This is a genomic window from Candidatus Limnocylindrales bacterium, from assembly GCA_035571835.1.
Lineage (GTDB): Bacteria > Desulfobacterota > Binatia > UBA1149 > CAITLU01 > DATNBU01.
This window is the reverse complement of the sequence record DATNBU010000027.1, coordinates 220,034-236,207: the sequence shown is the minus strand read 5'-3', so window position 1 is coordinate 236,207 and position 16,174 is coordinate 220,034. Positions and strand designations below refer to the sequence as shown.

At 62.7% G+C, this 16,174-nt stretch carries 12 protein-coding genes; 1 reads left to right on the top strand and 11 read right to left on the bottom strand.

Annotated elements, in window-relative coordinates; all coding sequences use genetic code 11:
• The first annotated feature begins 298 nt into the window (after positions 1-298).
• Positions 299-6,667, top strand: coding sequence for a DNRLRE domain-containing protein (locus VN634_11560; GenBank protein HXC51515.1), 6,369 nt, complete (start codon positions 299-301; stop codon positions 6,665-6,667).
• A 4-nt stretch (positions 6,668-6,671) separates the two neighbouring features.
• Here the strand turns inward: VN634_11560 and VN634_11555 are convergent, their stop codons facing one another.
• From VN634_11555 to VN634_11505, 11 genes are all read right to left on the bottom strand, one after another.
• Positions 6,672-7,559 (bottom strand): fatty acid desaturase, encoded by an 888-nt coding sequence (locus tag VN634_11555; GenBank protein HXC51514.1) that lies wholly within the window; start codon positions 7,557-7,559, stop codon positions 6,672-6,674.
• Complete coding sequence (locus VN634_11550) at positions 7,556-7,756, bottom strand: hypothetical protein (protein HXC51513.1); 201 nt, start codon at positions 7,754-7,756, stop codon at positions 7,556-7,558. Before VN634_11550 ends, VN634_11555 begins: the two co-directional genes overlap by 4 nt.
• Positions 7,757-7,763: 7 nt before the next feature.
• Positions 7,764-8,543, bottom strand: a complete 780-nt coding sequence (locus tag VN634_11545) for an SDR family oxidoreductase (GenBank protein HXC51512.1) — start codon at positions 8,541-8,543, stop codon at positions 7,764-7,766.
• An 8-nt stretch (positions 8,544-8,551) separates the two neighbouring features.
• Positions 8,552-9,316 (bottom strand): SDR family NAD(P)-dependent oxidoreductase, encoded by a 765-nt coding sequence (locus VN634_11540; GenBank protein ID HXC51511.1) that lies wholly within the window; start codon positions 9,314-9,316, stop codon positions 8,552-8,554.
• Between the two features lie 71 nt (positions 9,317-9,387).
• Positions 9,388-11,634, bottom strand: coding sequence for a molybdopterin-dependent oxidoreductase (locus VN634_11535; GenBank protein ID HXC51510.1), 2,247 nt, complete (start codon positions 11,632-11,634; stop codon positions 9,388-9,390).
• Between the two features lie 30 nt (positions 11,635-11,664).
• Positions 11,665-12,453, bottom strand: coding sequence for a crotonase/enoyl-CoA hydratase family protein (locus tag VN634_11530; protein ID HXC51509.1), 789 nt, complete (start codon positions 12,451-12,453; stop codon positions 11,665-11,667).
• A 76-nt stretch (positions 12,454-12,529) separates the two neighbouring features.
• On the bottom strand, positions 12,530-13,354 hold the full coding sequence (locus VN634_11525) for a hypothetical protein (GenBank protein ID HXC51508.1): 825 nt from the start codon (positions 13,352-13,354) through the stop codon (positions 12,530-12,532).
• A 7-nt stretch (positions 13,355-13,361) separates the two neighbouring features.
• Positions 13,362-14,072: an SDR family NAD(P)-dependent oxidoreductase gene (locus tag VN634_11520; protein ID HXC51507.1), complete on the bottom strand. Its 711-nt coding sequence runs from the start codon at positions 14,070-14,072 to the stop codon at positions 13,362-13,364.
• 30 nt (positions 14,073-14,102) lie between these two features.
• Entirely contained in the window at positions 14,103-14,702 is a 600-nt protein-coding gene (locus VN634_11515; GenBank protein HXC51506.1) for a 2-hydroxychromene-2-carboxylate isomerase, read from the bottom strand.
• Between the two features lie 9 nt (positions 14,703-14,711).
• Entirely contained in the window at positions 14,712-15,047 is a 336-nt protein-coding gene (locus VN634_11510; GenBank protein HXC51505.1) for a YfhL family 4Fe-4S dicluster ferredoxin, read from the bottom strand.
• Positions 15,048-15,403: 356 nt separating this feature from the next.
• On the bottom strand, positions 15,404-16,009 hold the full coding sequence (locus tag VN634_11505; GenBank protein HXC51504.1) for a helix-turn-helix domain-containing protein: 606 nt from the start codon (positions 16,007-16,009) through the stop codon (positions 15,404-15,406).
• Between the last annotated feature and the right edge of the window lie 165 nt (positions 16,010-16,174).

Genomic DNA, 16,174 nt, shown 5'->3' with positions numbered 1-16,174 from the left:
CGCCGTTTATCTGGACTGGGGCCCTTCGAGCGGGGCGACGGGGTACGATGTCTATCGAAACGGGACACGCATTCGGCAAGGTCAGACCGAAACGTTCTTCGACAACACCATCAACCTCACGGCCGGGCAGACGTACCAGTTCTATGTGATCGCCCGGAACTCGGCGGGCAGCTATCAGTCCAATACCATTTCGGTCTTCATCCCGGCCGATGTCTGCGCATCTGGTCCGGGCGCTCTTACGTTGACGTACGATGCCCCGGCATGTGACACGAGCCCTCCGGCCGGTCCGGCAGTTCGCTTGCACTGGAGCGCTTCGTCGGGTGCGATCTCCTACGACGTATTTCGCAACGGCAACTCGGTCTTCCCGGGCATCTCAGCGAATACGTTGTCCTTCTACAACACCGTGGGGCTCGTGGCCGGCACCACAGCGACGTTCCAAATTCTCGCGCGCAATTCTCTTGGGACGACACCGTCGAATACCGTTTTCGTTTTAGTACCATCGGATATCTGCAGCGCCGCAACGACACCCGATGCGCCGAGAAATTTTTTCGTCCTTCCGGGCAATACGCAGAACACTCTGAGCTGGAGCCCACCTTCAGGCGACGGCGGTTCGACTGTAGTCGGATACAGAGTCTTCCGCGGGACTGTCAGTGGAACGCTCTCGCTCGTAAGCGCCGGCGGGTGCGCCAATCTCGGCGCGGTGCAGAGCTGCACGGACGCAGGTCTTACCAACGGCCAGACGTACTTCTACGTCGTGCGCGCAGTCAACGGGGTGGGGCAGGGACCGCCGAGTACGGAATCCAACGGAAAACCGGCCGCTCCGACTTCCCAGAAACCCGTCCTCACGGAGATGCAGCCGCTTCCGGTTCTCGCAACGAACCTTGCCCAGGACGTCACGTTCTTCGGCATCTATTTCGTCGAAGGGGCAAACATCATCCTTCGCATACCGCGAACGGGAGCGGTGTATCCGGATCGAAAACCCGTGGCGTTCGCGTCCAACACCTTCACGCTCCGTCCAGTTCTGGGCTCGCAGCCGGAACAATGGACCGTGCAGATCATCAATCCGGACGGTCAGGCATCGAACGAGTTCCCTTTTTCGACCGTTCCGGTGAGCCGGCCTGATCTCGTCGTCGACTCCGTTACATTCTCGCCGTCAACGGTACACGCGGGAGACCAGGTTCGGGTCGGTGCGACCGTACGGAACGTCGGAGTGGCGACGGCACCAGAATCCGTTCTCCGGACAAAACTCACTTCCGATCTGCTTGTGAGCGACAGCGATCCTTCGCTGGAGCCTGCCGATCGTACAACGACGTCGCTCGCGCCTGGAGCTTCCCAGCAGCTCGACTTCTTCAGCATTGTCCCCAGCTCGACTGGACCCGGACAGTACCGCGTGGTCGCGTGGGTCAACCCGTCTGCTTCGGTGGCGGAAACCGACAGCACCAACAACACCGGCGCGCCACCGGAGTCCCTAACCGTGAGTGCCGCGGCCGGTACTCCTCCTACCGTCAGCCTTTGTTGCGATGCCGCGATCAAGACCCCGCCGGGGTACGCCACGCTTACGGCGACGGTCGGTGGCGAGGAGCCGGTTGCGATCGACTGGTATCACGACGGAAGACGCATCGAGCTTACGGATCGGACCAAGCGCACTTTCGGTCAATCCGTCCCCGGCGACTACGCAGTCGTCGCGACCAATAAAAACGGAACCATCGAAAGCAATCACGTCTCGCTTTACTACGAGCAGACTCCGCCGACCGATTTCGGGGCCGAGTCGAAATACAAGATCTCCTACCAGGACGTCACCTTCTCCTCCGCCTGCCCGACGGTCGTCATTACCCACGGATGGCAAGCGACGGACGAGTACACGGGTTCTCCCGTTGGCTGGGTGAAGGCGATGATGGAGGAGATCGACAAGCGTGTTGGCGGGAAATGCGTAAACATCCTCGCGTTTACATGGGAAGGAGCATTCCAGCACGGCGGACTCGCCCGCCTGCCGTCGACCGCCGCTGCCTATGCGGAAACCCAGGGCATCCAACTGGCCCTGGAGCTGAAAAAGCTCCTCGGGGACGGGTATAGCAAGGGCCTCCACCTGATCGGCCACAGCTTTGGAACGATCGTCAATGCCAAAGCCATGGAGTGGCTGCCGCATTTCCAGAACGTGCATGTGACGCTGCTGGATCCGCCTGTTGCGAAGCCCTGCTCAGACTCGGGTAGCTCGTTCGTCATTTTCCCGGAAAGCTATTTTCACAATAACCGACTTAGGGATTCGTCGGTTCTGTGGGTCGACAACTACTACGGGAACACCTGCGTATCGATCTATGCTGCTGTCGGTTCTGCCATCAGCGGCACTGCGGAGGATAAAGGGTATCTCTGCGATTCCGCGAACCACTATGAAGTACACAACTGTTACCACACGACCATCGGGGGAACCGTTTCCGATCCGGACACGGATCAACCCTACACGTGCCCGACACCGGTAACGGTCAATGGATTCGACTATTCCATCGCCCTTGGTGCGGACGCTCTATCGTTCCAGAACCCCGAACGTTGGCACCAGTATCAAATCCTCGCGCCTACGGGCGTTCAGTCGGTCGATGCGACGCATTTCTATTCGACGCAGGGCTCCGCGGCGGCGACTACCGTCGCAGTCGACGGCCAGCTGAGCCCGGCGATCTGTCTGGCCGGCCAGAACGCGACGGGGAGTTGTGCGTCGGCGGCACCGGCCGTTGCGCTCGAGAGTGTCGCGACAACTCTTGCCGCTGCCGCCCTGGCCGACGGGGACGCGACGGCGAGCGCCGAGCTGCCGATCTCGGTTCCGGAGTCTGAGACGACGCTGACATTCGACCTGTCCGTCACCGGGGCGAACGTTGACGACCATGTGGCCATCCACTTCGGGGATGTCCTGCTTTCGTCCCTTATCGTCGAGCCGTTCTCGTCGGGCTTCGGAACGGTCGTCGTGCCGATGGACATGTTCGAAGGCCTCGCCGGCGTGCTGCGCATCAGCGTTTACGGCGAAGGGACGGCCGTGGTGACGCTGGCCAATCTGCGCTTCGAAGGCGCCAGGACGATGACGCCTCCGCTCTGTGCCGGAAAGCTCGACGGTACCCCGTGCTCGAACAACCGCTTCTGCGATGGCGAGGAGACGTGTCTGGGCGAAGTTTGTCACGCCGGCACGGCGCCGTGCGCGATCCAGAACTGCAGCGAGGCGACGGATACGTGCGGTTGCGCAGAGGGCACTTTATGCCGGGCTGCACTCAGCGCTTGTGATGTCGAGGAGCGCTGCATGCAAGGCATTTGTCCGGTCGACAGTTTTGCTTCGAGCGCGACTGTGTGTCGCGGGTTAAGTGGCACGTGTGACGTGCTCGAAAGATGCACGGGCTCATCCGGAACCTGCCCTGCAGACGCATTCCTGCCCTCAAGCACCACGTGTCGCGGTGCAGGCGGTGTCTGCGACCTGCCGGAGAAATGCACGGGTACGTCGAGCGCGTGTCCTGGAAACGTGTTCTCGTCATCGAGTACCACATGTCGATCTTCCAGCGGCGTTTGCGATGCGTCCGAAACCTGCACCGGTTCGACAGCGAGCTGTCCGGTCAACTCTTTCGCTTCGACGACGGTGACATGCCGACCAGCGACGAGCGCGTGTGATGCGAATGAGTCGTGCAGCGGCAGCTCGGCGACCTGCCCGGCGGACGTCCTGGCCTCTTCCACGACGCTATGCCGCGCGGCTGCAGGGCCGTGCGACTCCGCGGAGCGATGTACCGGAAGCAACAACACCTGCCCGGCGAACACGCTGGCGTCGTCCTCGATCGTTTGTCGCGCCGCCTTTGGCGGCTGTGACACAGCGGAAAAGTGCAACGGTACGGCGACGGAATGCCCCGTGGATACCCATCAACCGAACGGGACGGGCTGTGACGACCAGACCGACTGCACGCTGGCGGACTCATGCGTGGATGGCGCGTGCTCGGGCAGCCCGCAGCCAGGGTGTGTCATCGTCATCAACAGCATGCCCGAGCTTCAGAACATCCGGAACAACTTCCTGGCAAAGTTCGTGCTGGGTCGCGACATCGATGCGTCCGGCTTCGCCTTCACGCCGATTCCGTTCTTCCCGGGCGAGCTCGACGGCAACGGGCATAGCGTCAGCAACCTCACGATCAACCTTCCAAACGAGCCTCAGGTCGGCCTGTTCGGCAGCACGCATGGCACCGTCAAGAACCTGGCCTTGATCAATGTGGATATTACCGGAAGCTCCGGCGTTGGCGGCCTGACAGGGTACAACTACGGTACGATCAGAAACGTCAGCGTCAGCGGCTCCGTGCACGGCGATCAGTGCGTCGGCGGCATCACCTGTTTCAACGTGTCCGGCGGCGGAATCTACCAGAGCCGTTCCAGCGCCTCGGTGTCGTGCAACTACAGTGCAGGCGGACTGGTGGCCCAGAACTCGGGAGGCACGATTCGCGACTCGTTCGCCACGGGAAACGTTACGGCGATCTCGTCGGTCGGTGGAGTGGCGGGCAGCAGCAGCCCGAATTCCGGGCCCTCGGGCGGTCTGATCGAGAACGTCTACGCCACCGGAAGCGTAACTGGCACGGAGTACGTTGGTGGGCTCATCGGGTCTGCCTATCTAACGGAAGTGACCGGCGTTTACGCAGCCGGCGCGGTCAGCGGTGTGACCAATGCCGGGGGCCTCATCGGGTTTGCCGATTCGAGCCCTTTCACTGCGGCCTATTGGGACGATCAATCTACGGGCAAGTCGAGCAGCGCTGCCGGCACGGCTCAAACTACGCTTCAGCTCCAGTCGGGAAGTCTGCCGATCGGTTTCGATCCGGCCGTATGGTCAGTTGCCTCTGGGCGGTACCCCGTTTTGAGCAAGGTCTGTCCATCCGGGCAGCCGCCCTCGTGCGACGACGCGAATCCGTGCACGCAGGATTCCTGTGATCTTCAAAGCGGTTGCATCAATCTCCCGACTCCGAGCTCGGTTTGTCGACCATCGACGGGCGTGTGCGATCCGGTTGAAATCTGTACCGGTACGCCGCTGTCGTGCCCATCGGATGCATTGCTCAACCCGGAAACCGTGTGTCGAGGCGTGGCGGGATCCTGTGACGATCCGGAATTCTGCACGGGCGTGACGGCCGCGTGCCCCTCGGACTCCTTCAAGTCTGCATCGACGCTATGTCGCGGAAGCGCCGGAGTCTGTGACACGATTGAGCGATGCAGCGGATCGGCCGCGGTGTGTCCCAGCGATGAGCTCGCATCTTCGTTGGTTACCTGTCGACCGTCGAGAGGGATCTGTGACGCGCTCGAGCGTTGTACGGGAAGCAATCCGAACTGTCCTGCGGACGTGCTTGCATCTTCCTCGACGGTGTGCCGGATCGGCGCCGCTCCATGCGACGCCGTTGAGCGCTGCGCGGGCAATACAGCATCGTGTCCTGCTGACGTGTTCTCGCCGTCTACGACATTTTGCCGGCTGGCTGCAGGACCATGCGACGTCGCGGAACGATGTCCGGGAACGCAAGGAGCGTGTCCTTCAGACGTATACCTGCCCTCGACAAGCATCTGTCGTCTGGCAGCAGGGTTCTGCGATGTGAGCGAAAGCTGTCCCGGAACGAGCGCCGCCTGCCCGAACGATCAGGTGCGGCCAGGTACTGTCCTGTGCCGCGAAGCCGCCGGAGAATGCGATATTTCGGAGTTCTGCAGCGGAGGGCTGTGTCCCGTGGATACGAAAGAACCGAATGGCACTCCGTGTTCGAGCGACGGGAATCCCTGTACGGATGATCTGTGTCGCGGCGCGAGCCTCTGTGCGCACTCACCGATCGCGCCGATCGATCCCCCAGTCATCATCTATGTTCTTTCGCCAGGAACGGAGGGAAACGATGTTGACTGGAGTGCGGTCACCGCGACGAACGCTGACTCGCCGACCTTGAGTTTCGGCGGCGAAAGCGATTCCTATTTCGATGCGATTCAGTTCGGGATCGACGCAGCTCCCCCGCCGAACGTGGTCGAGCGCGCTGAGCTTTGGCTCTATGCGACGGATGCGCCGCAGAAAGATCCTCAGCTGGAGATCTTTCGAATCACCGAGCCGTGGACAGAATCTGAGGTGTCGAGCACTCAAAGTCCCGCAGCGGATTACTTTGCGGACGCCGGTCCACTCGTGCTTCCGGGATGGAACAGGTTCGACATTTCCAGTCTCTACCGAGACTGGACGGACGGCGTCTCTCCGAATTACGGCGTCAAGCTCGTTCCCGGCTTTACGAGGAAGTCCCATGGCCACTTCGCTTCCTCGGACAATCCTGATCCCGAGGTGCGCCCACGGCTCGTGCTCTGGGGAACGTCGACAGCATGCGATGATGGAGAGAGCTGCACTCGAGCCGACGTTTGCACGAGCGGTATGTGTGCGGGAACCGTTATCCCCGGATGTTCGGAGACGCTCTGCGGTGACGCGAATGATGATGGCAAGCTGACGGCGAGCGATGCGTTGACAGCTTTACGAACCGCCGTCGGGGCTGGCAACTGCGAGCTCGCCCGCTGTGATTACAACGGCGATGGCAAAGTAAACGCCAGTGATGCTCTTGCGATCCTGCGCGTCGCGGTCGGTGGACCCTCGAACCCGCTTTGCGTGGCTGCTACGGACTCCGTGGACTTGATACCGAACGCGCGGAGTGCGCGCGGCTAGCCTGCTACAGCCCGTCGTTGCGGATTCCGCGTCGCTCGAGAACGTCGCGCAGCGCGAAGAATGCCGGTCCCGTCTGGAAGAGCGGGATCTGCGGATAGAGATGATGGACGATGTGGTACTCCATCCCCATCGTCAGGATCGTTCCGATCGGTGAGCGCCAGGCGCGTGTGTCGCGATAGCGGCCCTTCTCTTCCATCGGGTAGTGCGGCGCCCAGCTCAGGAAGAGCTGGATGTAGCTCGTGCCGATGTGCCTCGGAAGCCACCAGAGGAAGACGGCCTCGAACGCGAATCCCGACCACGCGAGTGCGGCAAGGATCGCGTAGTACGACGTCACTAGCACGGCGGCTTCCGTGAGCGCGCGCTGGACCTCCGGGTCGTCGCTGCTCTTGCCGAGCGTCCGATAAGCACTCGGCGCGCCGGGCTGGCGGCCCTGGATGCCGGCCCACACGGCCTGCCACCAGGTGTCCGCCTTGTTGAAGCGGTCGGGGTCGAGCTCCGGATCGTTCGCGTGCGCGTGATGACGCCGGTGCGTAATCCACGCGACGCGGTACGGCAGCACCAGCGGGATCACCGAGACGTGCCCCACCAACTCGTTGAGCCAGCGCAGCCGCGTGCCGTCGGCCGCAATGATCGAGTGCTGGGCTTCGTGCGAAGGAAGGTAACTCAGCATCATGCAGATCGTGGACAGCACGAAGCCTGCCCACAGCGGAATCAGACCGGAGAAAACGAGCGGCCAGATCGAAAGCCACACGAAGAAATTGCCGAGACCCCACGCCACCATTTCCCACGGGAAGCGGCCGATGAAGTCGCGCGCGATAGCGGCCTCCTCCTTCTGGAGCGCGCGTGTTCCGGAGACTTCGGCACGCGGCAGCACCGATCCGGCGGCGCTCACACCCACCTCCCGCGCAGCCTGGCCACGCTGCCGAGCAGAAGACCGGCGACGAGACCGGCCTGCATCGTCGTCAGGCCCATCGGCGGCGTAACGGCAAAGCGGTCCATGCTTTGGGCCAGAATCGGCGCGACGAAGCCGATACCGAACCAGAGCGGTCCCCATGCAAACAGTACTCGAAGGACCTCTTTCGGTCTCACGAGGCGCTCACCACTTCTCGAGCCACGGTCGCAGCACGACTTCGAACGCCCAGGTCGAGCGATGCTGGCGGTGCAGCTGCAGATAGACCTGCGCGATACAGTCCGGGTCGGCCATGTTGTCGTCCACGGAAGTTCCCGCCAGTTGATGCGCGCGGCTGCCGTCTTCGCGTGTCCAGCCGATCGCCGCATCGATCGGCACGTTCGCGACGTGGATCCCGTGCGGCATCAACTCGCGCGCCATGCTCTGCGCGAGGCCCGCCTTGGCCTGGCACGCCATGGCAAAGGCCGCGCTGAGAGCGAACCCTTTGAGTGCCGCGCTCGCGTTCGTGAAGATGATCGTTCCCCGAACTCCGTTGGCATCGGGTTCGTTGGCCCGCATCACCCGAGCCGCCTGCTGTCCCACCAGAAACGCGCTGAACGGTGAGTTCCGAAGCGTCGCCAATGCGAGATCCGGTTCAGCTTCGGCGATTCCCTTGCGAAGGATCCCCGCCACGCGTCCATCGATGTTGTGCACCACGAGCGTGGGAGCTGCGAGGTCTCCGGTGACACTATCGAAAAGCTTCTCCACGTCCGCCGGCTCGCTCGCATCGCAAGCGTACAGGCGCACGCCATGGCGGCTCTCGAGGTCCGCCAGAACAGGTCTGGCGGGATTGCGGGCGGCCACGGCGACGCGCATTCCCTCCCTGGCGAACAACCTGGCACAGCTCGCGCTGATGCCTGGGCCGCCTCCAACGATGAGTGCGACGTCCCCGGAACGGGGAGAGTCCTGCGGTTCGTTTTTTGCCATTGGTCTCCTCAGTGATTCCACCACGGTCGATCGGAGAACGCGCGCAGGTCGAGCTCGTGCGTCCACGTCGAGCGGTGCTGCTTCGCAAGGTGGAGGTAGGTCTCCGCAATCTCGGCAGGGAGCATGAGCCCGTCGTGTTCCCTGCCCCGGGTTTCCCTCAACAGCTCGAAACGCTCCGGTCCCAGAAGTTTCCCCAGGGTGTCGGGTGCATCGACGGCGCCGTCGATCACGATGTGTGCGACGTGGATTCCCTTCGACGCGAACTGCGCGTTGAGCGACTGGCAAAGCATCCGCCGTCCACCCATGGCCGCGGCATGCGAATGCTGACCGCCGTTTCCGCGCATCGCAGCGGTCGAGGAAGTTACCAGAAGCGTCCCTTTGCCTCGTGCCTCCATCAGCGGGCACACGGCCGACGCGAGGCGAAACAGGCCGAACGTGCCGATCCGCCATCCTGTTTCAAAGGCCTTGAGTGAGGTTTCCTTCAAGGGCCTGTCGCCGATCTGTGCGCCCAGGTTGTAGAGGGCCACTTCGATCGGGCCGATGTCGGCCTCGACACTGGCAACCAGCTCTTCGATGGAGTCCGCTGCGACAGCGTCGAGCAGAAATCCCGATGCGGAACCGCCGCCCTGCTTGATGCCCTCCACGGCTTGATGCAAGGCATCCTGACCGGTGCGGCGACAGAGTACGGCGTGGTAGCCTTCACTCGCGAAGCGGCGCGCGACGGTGCCGCCGATTCCGGCTCCGGCACCGATCACAAGGCAAACTGGTTTCATGTTCGATTTCTCCTCAACGAAACGATTCATCGCCTTCTCGGTCGCTTGCCGTCAAGAGAACCGCTGCTTCCCTAGAGGGCATCTACGCGCGCCGGCGTATGCTTGTGCCACGGTGTACCCGCAAGCCAGTCGCGGTCCTCGGAGCGCGTAAGCTCATTCGGCGACACTCCCGTTGCAACGCACTCGTCATTCTCACCCGGGTAGTCGAGCCCGAGGCCGTTCGGCAACGAGATGTGCCCGGGCCTCATTCGATCGGAGAATTCCACGACTGTCTCCGCGCTCCCGCGACGGGTCGACAGGCGTACCCGGCCACCGTCGGTCACGCCGGCTCGCATCGCGTCGTCCGGATGCATGCGTAGCGCGCCGGCGCGGTCTTTCTTGCGCCACTCGGGATTGCGGATGATCGTGTTCGCCGTGAAGGACCGACGTTCGCCCGCAGAAAGGACGAGTGGAAACTCCGGACTTGTGCGTTCCGGTTCGCTCGCGAGCCCATCGAGCTCGTCGAACAGCTCGGGAATGGCAAGTTGGATGCGGCCGTTCGGCGTGTAGACGCGCGCGAAGCTCTCTTCCCATTCGTCCACTGAGAACGTAATCGCGCTCTTGCTCGTAAGCATGGCGTCAAACAGTGCGTCGGCTGCCTCGGGCGGTGAACCGGCGTAGCCGGCACGTGCGAGGGAAGGCGCGATCCTCGGCGCCGCCAGCTGGCAGATCGCCCAGACGCCCGCGCCTTCGGCAAGACCTTCCGGGAGGAGGTCTCCGATCGCTCGGTAGACGAGGACCGGAGCGATGGCGCCGAGGCGATCGTCAGACGACAGGAGCTCGAAGAACTTCGTACGGAAAGCGACCCGACTCTCCATCCATGCTTCCCGGAGCGCCTCGACGGCATACCTGGGCAGGGCACCGAGCGCCTCGGCGAGCCTGGCGTGCAGTTCCGCCTCGGAGAACAAGCCGTGTAGCGGCGGCATCAACGCCTTGCGCAGAAAGAAATAGTTGTTGGGAAACTCGAAATTGAAGAAGACCGCCTCGGCCTTTTCGAACTGGCTCGCGACGGGAAGCACATAGTCCGCCAGTCGCGCTGTTTCGGTGAACGCGACGTCGATCACCACCACGAGATCGAGAGCTGCGAGCGCCTCGCGCATACGAACGCCATCCGCGATGGAATGCGCCGGATTTCCGCTTTCGACCAGCATTGCGCGGAAGCGCTTGGGGTGATCGGTGAGAATCTCATCCGGAACCACGTTGCAGGGCGTAAGCCCACCGATGATCTTCGATCCGGTTACGGGCGTTGTTCCGAATTCTTCACCGTTGAAGGCCTGCGGAACGAGCGTGCTCGGCCGATACTCGGCGCCCTCCTTGCCGAAGTTCCCGGTGAGGAGCACGAGGAGCTTGTGCAGGTACGAGACCAACGTGGAATGCAGGTTCATCTGCACTCCCAGATCCTCGAACGTGGCCATGCTCTTCGCCGCCGCGATCCGACGGGCAGCGCTACGCAACTGTTCTTCCGGTACTCCGCTCTTCTCCGCATGCACCGCGATGTCGAGCGAAGTGAAGTGCGGGAGCACCTGCTCCAGACCATCGGCGTGCGCCGCCAACCAGTCCTTCTTCACGAGGCCTTCCTGCACGATGACTGCGATCATCGCCGCGAGCAGGAAGGCATCGCCGCCTGGTTTCACCTGAAGGTGGATATCGGCCATCTCCGCGGTTTCGCTGACGCGCGGATCAACCACGATCAGCGTCCGCGCCGGGTCTTTCGCGATCTCGCGCAGTGTTACGCGGGCACGCGGGATGCCGTGTGAGAACCACGGATTCTTGCCGAGAAAGAACCCCACCTCGCAGTTCTCGAAACTGCCACGCGAGTAGCCGCCGACCATCTTCGTCGCGACCCAGAACTCGCCTGTCTTCTCCTGCGATAGCGCGTTCGCGCTGTGCATAGAGCCGAGCAGCGAGCGCGTCGCGGGTCCGTACACGCCGGGGAGATGGTTCCCTTGACCGCCGCCGCCGTAGTAGAAAATCGTCTCGCCGCCGTGTTCGTCGCGAATCGCCGCGAAGCGCGCCGCGACCTCGCGGATCGCGGTATCCCAGTCAATCTCCTCGAAGGTTCCGTCCGCGCGCCGGCGCAGCGGCTTGGTCAGCCGGTGCGGTCCGTTCTGGTAGAAGTCGAGGCGATGCGGCTTCTCGCATGCGTAGCCTCGCGACGCAGGGTGCGCGTCGTCGCCGCGAAACTTCACCAGGCGGCGACCATCCTCGCCTCCGAGCTGAACCTCGATTCCGCAGTTGCACTCGCACAGGATGCAGGCCGTCGATTTCCATTCCGACATAACATCTCCTTCGGTTGATCAGGCGAGCCTTCACCGGCCCTGGAAGCGTGCTTCGCGACGCTCGACGAACGATTGAATCCCTTCCTTGAAATCCTCGGATTCGAAGACCGCCTTCTCGACGGCCGGGATGGCAGCTACGGCCGCGCGTTCCCCATGCTCGAGGTAAGTCAGCGCCGCCTTCTTCGTGGCCCGAAGTCCGATGGGCGCGCACCGACAGATCTGCCTCGCGATCTCCATCGCGCGCTCGCGGTGCCTGCCGAACGGATGCACCTCCTGCACGAATCCGATGCGCCACGCCTCTTCGGCATCGAACTCGTCACACAGGAACAGGTGGTACATCGCGTTCCCCCAGCCTGTCCGACTGAGATAACGGAAGTGAGCGCCGCCGAACGGCGCAATCCCGCGCTTCGATTCCATCTGGCAGAACCGGGCCGTGTCGGCCGCGATCACGATGTCGGCAGCGAGCATCATCTCGATGCCGATCGTGTAGGTGATTCCGTGTACGACCGAGATGACCGGTTTCGTAGTGCGCCTGGCCAATGCGAATGGATCGACCTGATCCTTCGGTATCGGCTTGGCGGTGGCAGCTGGGCCAAAAAACTTGGGCATGTCGAGGCCGGCGGTCGTATGGTCGCCTGCCGGATCGAGGACGGCCACCCAGAGACTGTCGTCTTCCTCGAAACTGGTCAGGTGAATGGACAGCTGCGACATCAGTTCCGGGGTGATGGCGTTCTTCTTCAATCGGTTGTCGAGCGAGATCACACAAATGTGGCCGTCGATGGTCATTCTCACTTCGGGTGTACTTGTTTCAGTCGACATCGAGACTCCTGTGAATAGTTCCTGCTGCGCTACCCGTCGCTGCGTCTTGAGCTCCGTCATGCGGGTACCGGAGCTGTTAAGCGGTCGCCGTACCGGCAGCTGCACGGTCGAGCTTCTGCAAGTACGGTCCGACGTCCGGAGCGAATGCGGGATGGATCCGCAGACGCTCGAAATGTGCGAAGGCTTGCGCGTACGATGGATCGCTCCTGGCATCGTCGAGAATCGGCGACAGGGCGTGCACCTCGAGTGCCTGTCTGCGTGCGCGCTCGTTGAAGAAGAGCCCCATCTCCGACACGAAGCAGATGTCGGCGAGAGTGAGTGCACCGCCTACCAGGAACTGCCGCTCCGAATGCAATGCCCGGCTGATCCCTGCGAGATAAGTGCGGAGCGAGTCCCGCGCGCGGCCATGAGTCTCCGAAGAGACGGTTCCGTCGACCAACGACAGCAGGTACGTCTGCGCATCGCGGGCAAAGACGAGGCTCACATCGAGAAAACTGTCCACACGGGACGCCTCGTAGGCGCCGTTGCCGAAGAGGGGAAAGTTCTTCTCGCCGAGCCGAGCGACCGCCCGCATGATGCTGTTCGATTCGAAGATGCCGACCGTGCCATCCGGGCTGAATGCGGCCGGAACGGTGCCGAAGGGATGCGCGTCGAGAAATGCACGCGTCTTGCGCAGCGTGACTCCCTTGAATCCCGTGCGGCCGATCTCGAGATCGCCGTCGGCAGGGCTGGACTGGTCAGCGATTGTCAGCGGTCGCGCGTCGAAATCCCAGAGCCAGGATTGGAGCTCGGTCGGTGAAGCTCCCCTGACCTCGACTTCGACTCCCGCGAGACGGCCGGCAATCGTCGCTTTCCATACTCGGGGATTCGGCAGGTACGAGAAGATCCGGAGGCGACTCATCGGATTGTTACCAGTTCTCGGCGAAAGGCCGTACTTCGACGTTGAACGACCAGGCAGAGCGCTCCTGATGCGCGACGTGCCACACTTCCTCGGCAATCGCGGAGGGCTGGGCGAAGAACGGGTCTCCTTCTGGCTTGGAGAACATCGCCCGCGTCCACTCGACGTCGATCACCGCATCGATGACGACGTAAGCGACGTGAACCCCCGTCGGCCCGAGGTCGCGCGCCATGGCTTCGGCAAGAATTCGCTGCGCGGCCTTCGTCGGAGCGAAGCCGGCAAATTTCTGTCGTCCCCTCAGAGCCGACGTGTTTCCGGTTACGATGACGGCGCCCTTGCCTCTCTCGATCATCGCCGGTGCGACTCTTCGGGCGAGATGCAGAAGCGCCATGGTATTCACTTGAAAATTCCGGTTCAGGACTTCCGGCTCGATCTCGAGGAAGGTCCCGAAAGCACCGCCGACGGCGTTGTGAACGAGGACGGCCGGCGCGCCGAGGTCGCTCGACACTCTCTGCAACGTCGCCTCAACCTGCGCCTCGTCCGCCACGTCGCACGAGTACCCGTGGGTGTTCTCGATCTCGCGCTCGAGCGCGGCGAGGCGGTCCTTGTCCCGCGCCAGCATTGCCACGGCGTAGCCGCCGCGTGCGAAGCGACGCGTGATCGCCGCGCCGGTTCCGGGTCCGACGCCGCTCACCAGAGCGACGGGAAGTTTCTGTGCCATGGGCGCTCCTTCGATCGTTGGGCGTCGCGCTCAGCCGCGCAGGCGCCGCTCGAGAAACTCGAGGCGATCGTTGCCGAAGAACATGTCCTCGCCGACGATGAACGTCGGAGATCCGAAGACACCCCGTTCGGCCGCGAGCTCGGTGTTTTTCTCGAGAAGTTCCTCGTACCTGGTGCCGTCTGCCGCCTCGAGGAGCTTCCTCCCGTCGAGCCCCGCTGCGTCGAGGCAGGCCTGCAGTCGCCCGCGTTCGTTCACATCGACGGCGTCGACCCAGAACGCACTGAAAATCGCCCGGTCGTAAGCCTCCGCAGTTTCCTGGCCCTGCTCCTGCGCGACGAGCGCTCCTCTCAGCGAGAGGCTCTGGTCCCCACCGAAGAGGTGCGGGTTCATCTGGAAAGGGACGCCATATTGCGACACCCAGCGGCCCATGTCCTGGCCCGCGTACTTCATCTTGTTCGCACAGATGACCGTCGTGGGAACGTTCCCGACACGCTTCATCAGCTTGAGAAGGTGCATCGGCCAGCGCCGAATGCGGGCGCCGGTTCGCTTCTGGATTCCCTGCAGTTGGGTGTCGGCCAGATACGTGTACGGGCTGATGAAATCGAAGAAGAAGTCTACATCTTGTGCCATGGCGCAACCTCAACGACGAAAGCGTGACGGTGGTGGTTCGGGAATACGGGCGTCGGCATGCAAGGACTTGGCTCGGGCGAGCAACGTCTCCTCTGTCTCGGGGAGATCCGGGTTCGGAACACAGCAATCGACCGGGCAGACCGCAGCGCATTGCTCCTGGTCGAAGAAGCCGACGCATTCCGTGCACTTTTGAGGAACGATGTAGTAGAGGTCATCCGAGATTGCGTCGTGCATCGACGCGTCGGCCGCCTCCCACTGCACCCCGCCCTCGTAGATCGCACTGTTCGGGCACTCGGGCTCGCAGGCTCCACAGTTGATGCATTCTTCGGTGATCATGGTCGCCATCTGGTATCGGTCCTCTCGGTCGAGTCGCTGGAAGCTGTGTGAATCGACGCTGGCGCCGTCGCTCGCGTCGGGCCATCCCGACACATCCCGCACGGGCCTGACGGTTGCGTAACGCTACCACTGTCCAGTTGCACTACGCAACCACAGAATGACCCATCGACAGTCCTTCGAGTGGCGAGGACCACCAGCGAGCGAGCAACCGTCGGTAAGCGCAGGGACCCGACAAAGCCGCCATGGGACAGCAAGTCGCGAAGCGGTGAGTTTCGAAGTTGGGGGGAGCCTGTGCGACCAGGAAGACGCGTTTACGAGGAAGGATGCGCCTCTCGCGCAGAACCGCTACGGGGCGGCAACGGACCTCACGAAGCTTGAGAGGTTCGCGGCGAGAGGCGCTCCTTCGTCTCTTCGTCCGCCCCCGGACCGGGAACGGCGCGAATACCGCGGAGTGACACCTCTCGTCCGTTCGCGTCACGGACCTTCATCCTGGGAATTCTCTTCCCCGTCCGGCGATCCGTCAGGAAAATCGGTTCTTTCCCGCGCCCGAAGACCCACTCGTCCGACCATTCACGAAGTGCAGTCAGCACCGTGAGCAGCGCTTCACCCTTCGCGGTGAGGTGGTACTCGGAATATCGTCCCGCCTCGCCCGTATCGAGCTTTTCGAAAATTCCGTGATCGACCAGGTGTTCGAGCCGGCTGGCAAGGATGTTCTTGGCAATGCCGAGACTGCGCTCGAACTGGCTGAAGCGCGTGAGCCCGAAGAACGCATCGCGAATGATGAGCAGGCTCCACCAGTCCCCGAATGCCTCCAGGGCCTGGGCGATCCCGCAGTTCATGTCGTCGAAGCGTTTACGGCTCACGGCAGTGATTGTAACCGAACGATCTGGTTGCAGCAAGCAACCAGTTTCGACGAGTAGTCCGGCACTCGAACGCGAGATCCCGGAGCCGGGTCCGGGAGAGGTCCGCATCAAGGTCAAAGCCTTATTCCGGCACCGCACGCGATTCCCAGGACACGCTGGAGTTCAGTGCGCTGAGCAACATTCAGATGATCGAGAAGTTCTCCCATGGAATGTGCACGACGCAGAAGGACGAGGTGAATGTGGACCTGCTCGCGTTCCTGTCGGAGTAAGGCG